Below are 5,179 nucleotides of genomic sequence, written 5' to 3' on the forward strand. Positions count from 1 at the left end.
CTCTCTTCCTTCTTCCTTCTTCCTTCTTCCCTGTCACCTGTCACCTGTCACCTGTCACCTGTCACCTTTAATTTCAGTACCAGGATAATAAAAGTCTAGAATTTTGGCACTAGACCAACCTAATTTAGCTAGGTTTTGAGCGCCTGTTTGACTTAAACCGACTCCATGACCTAAACCACCACCAATAAAAGCATATCCCCAAATATCTGTTTTCCCTTTATTTAAAGGTTGAATGTAAAAAAGGGTGCTGATGGGTGCGGCAAAGGCGCTACGAATTTCATCTTTTTGTAAAGTAAAAACGCCAATATCTGTTTTAATGGCCAGCTTTAAAATCCGTCCGCTAGAACTACGTTCAACTACAGACATGGCCTGAATTTTTTGGAATTTGCTATATGGGCTTTTTTTTGCCTGTAAAAATTTCTGTAAGTCTGTGGTAATTCTATTGATGTCTGTTTCTCTATTCCATCGGAAGACATCCCATTTACTTTCATTAAATCCTGTTTTGAGATTGATAAATTTTTGGAAGTTCTGCTCGTTGGCTAAATCCTGACTCGACAAGTCCCAAATATTATTATTAGGCGCATCTATAACTGGTTTTAGATAGGGACGATCTTCACCATTCCAAATATCGCTAAAATTGGCTGTTACACCACCAGTAGTGGAAGAATACAAGGCATCAACTATTTCATTATTATAAGTCAGAACTTGACCTCTAGTAGAAACAATTGCCTGATCCGTTTTTTTGGCAACTCCGCTGATTCCTTGATATACTTGGCAATGCGTGTCAGCACATAGTTGATAATTGTCTGCCGCAAATCTGCGAACATTTCTTAAAGCATAAGTGCGAGCTATAATTGCTTGTGCTTCTAGGGCTGCCATTGGTGCATTTGTCCCAATTTCATGGGGTAGAACTCCACGCACATAAGTTTCTAATGGGACTGTATTTACTAGGGTATAGTGTCCATAGGCATTAGGCTGTAAAGTCATTTGTCCGGCATAAACACGCTTCGTTTTGAGGTTTTCATCTGTACTCACCCTAATTAAGTCTTTACCCGCCTTCACTTCTAAATTATTAGGACTATAGTTTTTACCATTTACAGACCAGGTGATTTTTGGTACTTGTTGCAGAATGTTTGTTGCTAAGTAAGCAGTTTTATCACCAGATGTTTCTATACTTTGTAATAGTAAGCGACGAATTAAGGGGGTGCTGTATACTTCTCGTTTTGCCCATACTTGCCAGCGTTCTGGCTGGGTTATTTCTACTTCTATTCCCTGAGAACGCCAGCGGTTAGCACTATCTTCTGCTGTTTCAAAGGTGCGGAAGTCCCCCAGCACTAATACTTCTTGAACCGCTGGTTGGGTTAAGGGTTGCATTACTGTTGTTAACTGGATGGGTTTGTCGGTAACTAGCATTTGGGGCTGACTACCAACTGCAAATTTTAATGTGAGGCGATCGCCTTTTGTCGGTGCTAATTCTAATTTGGCTGTGGGTTTAGCCCCAAATCGCTGCACAATCCCAATTTGCAATTTTACATCCTGATTTTTGCTTACAGGCTCTGATGCAGCAGCCAATCCTAATAAGCATAAGGTGGTGATTAATTTGTAGGAAGAACGCCAAAAAAATATTTTCATAAGTAGTCGTGCAAAATAAATTGTACATTTAGGAGAGGCAACAGGAAACAGGGAACAGATAAACACTACAGGGATTTGTATTTGTTCCAAAAATATGCAATTAATTTTGCTCAGGTACGTAAAGAGTGATTACCCAAGTTGCTAGTAGCGCAAGGCGGAATTCAGAATTAAAATTAATACAGCGTCAGCTTTTTATGAGGTTAGAAATGGTTGATTTAGTCCGCAGTGTACTAGTTTACCGAAATGGCTTATGGCTGCACTAATGTAATTCGTAATTACTCCTTTTTTTCTTGATATTGACGCTTATGCGCTTCTATAATATCATTACACTTTGTTTTTCGGCAAAATTGCCAATAAAAGTCATTATGAATATGATTTATTTAAGATCAAATTAATGTTTTGGAGATCACAATCATGTCATCTGTTGCAAATAGTACAAATATCAACATCGGTATTGATGATCAGCATAGAGCCAAAATTGCCGATGGTTTATCTCGGTTATTGGCTGACACCTATTCACTCTATCTAAAAACTCACAATTTCCATTGGAACGTTACTGGACCGATGTTTCAAACCTTACATTTGATGTTTGAGGCACAATATACAGAATTAGCTTTAGCTGTAGATTTAATTGCTGAAAGGATTAGGGCGCTTGGTTATCCTGCTCCAGGAACTTATAGCGAATATGCTAAACTCAGTTCAATTCCCGAAACTGCTGGAGTTCCGAAAGCAAAGGAAATGATTCGTCTCCTTGTAGAAGGCCAAGAAGCAGTAACTAGAACTGCACGCTCTATTTTTCCATTAGTAGATGAAGTCAATGACGAACCCAGTGCCGATTTATTGACTCAAAGAATGCAGGTACATGAAAAAACAGCTTGGATGTTAAGAAGTTTATTAGAAGAATAAAAGAATTTTTTTCCTGATTCCTATTCCCCACTCCTCCTTTAACCTATGCCCCAAACTGACTTTACCCAGAATTTGCAAAATTTGATGCACAAGGTGGGTTTTGCTAGTTTTAAATCTTTAAGTCATGCTGCTGGTGTTTCACTGAGGCAAATTTTACAGTTAAGGAGGGGAAAAATTGGGACAATGCGGCTGGAAATATTACTAAAACTATCTCAGGTTTTACAGATATCTTTGGATGAGTTGATAGCAACGTTTGCAGTTGAGATTTCATCTTCAAGTTTAAAAACAACACATCAAAATAATACAAATACAGAAATATCTAAACAAGTTATAGATTTACAAAATGAGTATCAGCGTTTATTGCTAAAGCTATCACAGCAAAGAGAAGAATTGCAACAAGAATTTCAGCGTTCGAGTTTGCAAATATTAGAGTCTTTAATCTTGCAATGGCCTACTGTAGCATATAGAGCTAAGGAAGATCACCAATTAGCAGCGGTAAAAATAGTACCTTTGGTGGATAAGCCGCTGGAGAAATTATTACAGACTTGGGGTGTGAGTGCGATCGCTTACGTAGGAGCAGAAATACCCTATAATCCACAGTTACATCAGTTATTAGAGGGAACAGTACAAACAGGAGAAATAGTTAAAGTCCGTTATGTAGGTTATACTCAAGATGACCAACTACTGTATCGAGCTAGGGTTAGTCCCCTATAAAATTTACGGTTGTTGAATTAAGAATTAGATTTAGAGAAATACATCGGCAGTGTGGCGTAAGTCATACGCCCATATTTGCTATTATTATTTAAGTAAATTTGATAATTTTTTATGATGAACTACTCAATATTTTTGTGTAATAAATGTCTTTATATGTTGAGATATTAAGATATACTAGCAACATCAGAACATTCTTAAATTAAATCAAGATTAGGATCTTATGAATGACCAAGTGAAAGTAATTACACTCAGCAGCAGCTTCAATACCAATGACTTACAAGAATTTCAGCAAACTATTCAAACAGTGATTAGCAGTGGTATCAAAACTGTGTTAGTTGATTGTCAAGGCATCACTTTTATGGATAGTTCTGGATTAGGAACTCTGGTTTTAACATTTAAAACTCTACAGGAAGCTGATATAAAGATGGTTCTTTGTTCGATTAATGAGCAAGTGAGGATGTTATTTGAATTAACTGGCATGGATAGCATATTTACGATTATTCCTAGTAAAGATGCGTTTAACAATCTTTCACTTTCTGCCACTTTAAGTTAGGTTGGCGTTAAAAATTGTCATTGGGGCAAGGGAACAGGGAACAGGAAGAAGAGAGTTTTGGGCGATTTTACTTTTCTTCACATACTTTTAAATTTTTCCGTTCACCTACTTAGCTAATCAAATAAATTTAACTTGAAGAATAGATAAGTCATCTTCAAATGTCTCTTTGGAGTTTAAGTTAATCAGATAATTTAGTATATAGTCAAGTTGGTTATCAACAGAATACTGCAAACTAATGAGAATCTGAATAAATTCTTCTAAACTCCAGAGAGTACCATTTGATTGGGCAATTTCGTAAGCTCCATCACTAAAAATATAAAGGGTACTAGACTCTTGAATATAACAACTAGCATCAACATACTTGGCTTCAGGAAACATACCTACAGGCATTCCAGGAGTTTTCAGTTGTTTGATATCTGTATTCATAGGAGAGTTGCCAGAAATTAAAATTGCTGGTGGATGTCCAGCACTAGCATAAATTAACTGACGAGTAACTCGATTATAAACTCCATACCAAATCGTAAAATATTTATCATTTTGATAATTCATCTGAAAGGTATTATTTAAAGCTGCTAATACTTCACTTGGTTGATAATAATTTAAATCTTTAAGAGCGCGAGAACGTAATAAATTCAATACAGAAATAGAAGGGAGAGTTGCTTTGAGTCCATGGCCAGCAGTATCTAACAAATAGATAGCTAAAGAATCAGCATCCAGCCAATTGTAGTCGAAACAATCTCCACCAAGTTGTCGTGATGGTAGAAACTTAAATTTGATATTTAGAGGTTTATCAATCGGGAGAGGTAGAAGAGATTTTACATATTCTGTAGCTTCAGCTAATTCTGTTTCTAAAAGCATTTTTTGGGTTTGGAGATCCTGACTCAATTGATGTAGACGTAAGCCGGCTCTGACTCTTGCTTGTAATTCATTTTGTTCTATAGGTTTGGTGATAAAATCATCAGCACCTGTATCTAATCCTTTCACCCTGTCAGCAACCGAATCTAGAGATGTTAATAAAATAAAAAATGTAGTAGATAATTTGGGATCTTTTTTAATGCGATCGCATACTTCTAAACCACTCAATCCAGGCATCATCCAATCACATATAATTAGGGCTGGAGGTGAATTGAGAGTTCTTAAAATTCCTTCCTCTCCCGTACTAGCAGTAATCACTTCATAACCTTGTTTTTCTAACATCCTTTTGAGGAACATTTGTATGGAACGGTCATCATCAATAACGAGTATTTCAAACATAGGAACAATACATCTATAGTTTTAGTGGGTATCTTTCAACCCAGATGTTCAAGATTAGACGGCTAAACTAAAACAATTTTTCTTAGCTGATTTTTGTATTTTCTCAGGTATAAATTTTAA

Annotated in this window: 5 protein-coding genes; 3 read left to right on the plus strand and 2 right to left on the minus strand. The window is 36.5% G+C overall.

Annotated elements, in window-relative coordinates:
• Window positions 1-54 precede the first annotated feature (54 nt).
• Window positions 55-1,632 carry a SpoIID/LytB domain-containing protein gene (locus FJR38_RS02235; RefSeq protein ID WP_168535156.1) on the minus strand — a complete coding sequence of 526 codons (1,578 nt, stop codon included), beginning with the start codon at window positions 1,630-1,632 and terminating at the stop codon, window positions 55-57.
• 414 nt (window positions 1,633-2,046) lie between these two features.
• Between FJR38_RS02235 and FJR38_RS02240 the strand changes: the two genes are divergently transcribed.
• The 3 genes from FJR38_RS02240 to FJR38_RS02250 all read left to right on the plus strand — a co-directional run bounded on the left by FJR38_RS02240 (window position 2,047) and on the right by FJR38_RS02250 (window position 3,805).
• Window positions 2,047-2,538: a Dps family protein gene (locus FJR38_RS02240; RefSeq protein ID WP_168535158.1), complete on the plus strand. Its 492-nt coding sequence runs from the start codon at window positions 2,047-2,049 to the stop codon at window positions 2,536-2,538.
• 45 nt (window positions 2,539-2,583) lie between these two features.
• Entirely contained in the window at window positions 2,584-3,252 is a 669-nt protein-coding gene (gene grpE / locus FJR38_RS02245) for a nucleotide exchange factor GrpE (RefSeq protein WP_168535160.1), read from the plus strand.
• A 220-nt stretch (window positions 3,253-3,472) separates the two neighbouring features.
• Entirely contained in the window at window positions 3,473-3,805 is a 333-nt protein-coding gene (locus tag FJR38_RS02250) for an STAS domain-containing protein (protein ID WP_168494756.1), read from the plus strand.
• A 117-nt stretch (window positions 3,806-3,922) separates the two neighbouring features.
• Here the strand turns inward: FJR38_RS02250 and FJR38_RS02255 are convergent, their stop codons facing one another.
• A complete protein-coding gene (locus FJR38_RS02255) occupies window positions 3,923-5,059 on the minus strand; it encodes a PP2C family protein-serine/threonine phosphatase (protein WP_168494753.1) in 1,137 nt (378 codons plus the stop codon).
• Window positions 5,060-5,179 lie beyond the last annotated feature (120 nt).

The organism is Anabaena sp. UHCC 0253 (assembly GCF_009712085.1).
Taxonomy (GTDB): Bacteria; Cyanobacteriota; Cyanobacteriia; order Cyanobacteriales; family Nostocaceae; genus Dolichospermum.